Annotated in this window: 1 protein-coding gene and 1 pseudogene; both read right to left on the minus strand. The window is 75.4% G+C overall.

Going from position 1 to position 1,152, the window contains the following annotated elements:
* Window positions 1–324: pseudogene (locus tag G3I65_RS07490) on the minus strand (haloacid dehalogenase); the annotation flags it as partial.
* The coding region (locus G3I65_RS07495) for a fructose-bisphosphatase class II (protein WP_160695436.1) at window positions 321–1,152 on the minus strand (832 nt) is incomplete at its 5' end. The gene G3I65_RS07495 and the pseudogene G3I65_RS07490, both read right to left, overlap by 4 nt.

A 1,152-nucleotide genomic window follows, 5' to 3' on the forward strand; every position in this document is an offset into this window, starting at 1 on the left:
CTCGGCGAGCGCCCCGGCGACCCCCGGACCGCCCACCGCGCAGACCCGCGCGCCCGGGGTCAGCCGCCCCGCCAGGTACGCGGCGGCGGCCTGGGAGCTGGTGACCACCGACCAGTTCCGCCCGGTGACCCCGAGCCGGCGGAGGTGGTCACCGACGTCCTCGGGTGCGCGGGAGGCGTTGTTGGTCGCGAAGACGATCGGCAGTTCCACCCGGTTCAGGGTCTCCACCGCGCGGGGCACGGCCAGCGGGCCGCGGTAGACCACGCCGTCGAGATCGCAGATCAGACCGCGGTAGCGCGTGACGAGCGCTGGGGCGGCCGTCATGCGAACCGGTGCTCGGACTTGACCATCCGCACCGTGTCCGGTCGCGAGCACAGCACCATGGACTGCGTGGTGCCGCGGCCCGGGTGGTACTGCACGCCGCGCAGCAGCTCGCTGGTGGTCACCCCGGTGGCGCAGAACAGGACGCGCTCGCCGCGCACCAGGTCGCCGACGTGGAAGACCTTGCCGCCGCCGGGCTCCAGCCGGACCTGCATCGCCCCGCCCAGGCAGGACAGCGCGGCCGCGGCGATGACGCCCTCCGCCGCTCCCCCGGTGCCCAGCAGCAGGTCGATCGCGCTCTCGGGCCGCGCCGCGGCGACCGCCCCGGCGATTTCGCCGCCCTCCAGCAGGTGCACGCGCGCGCCGGCGTCGTGGATCTCCTGCGCGAGCTGCCGGTGCCGCGACCGGTTGAGCACCGCGACCACCACGTCCGACACCCGGACGTCCTTGACCTCGGCGACCGCGCGCACGTTCTCCGCGACCGGCCGGGTGATGTCGACGACGGCGGCGCAGTCGGCACCGACGGCCAGCTTCTCCACGACGGCGTCCGGTGGTGGTTCGTACAGCGCGCCGCGCTCGGCCACGGCGATCGCGGACAGCGACCGCGAGACGTCCTTGACCGGTGACAGGGTGCCGTCACCCACGCTGAGGGCGACGTCGCACTCCGGCCCGTCGCCGGCCCCGGCGGCTTCGCCCCGGAACAGAATCGGCGTGTCGTCCTTCTCGCCCTCGCCGACAACCACGGTGCCGCGCATGAGCACGGTCGCGAGGTGGTCGTGCATCGCGCCGGCGGCGGCGGCGCGCGGCCCGGTCCGCAGACCGGGGTCGCCC

The sequence above is a fragment of the Amycolatopsis sp. SID8362 genome, from assembly GCF_010550475.1.
Lineage (GTDB): Bacteria > Actinomycetota > Actinomycetes > Mycobacteriales > Pseudonocardiaceae > Amycolatopsis > Amycolatopsis eburnea.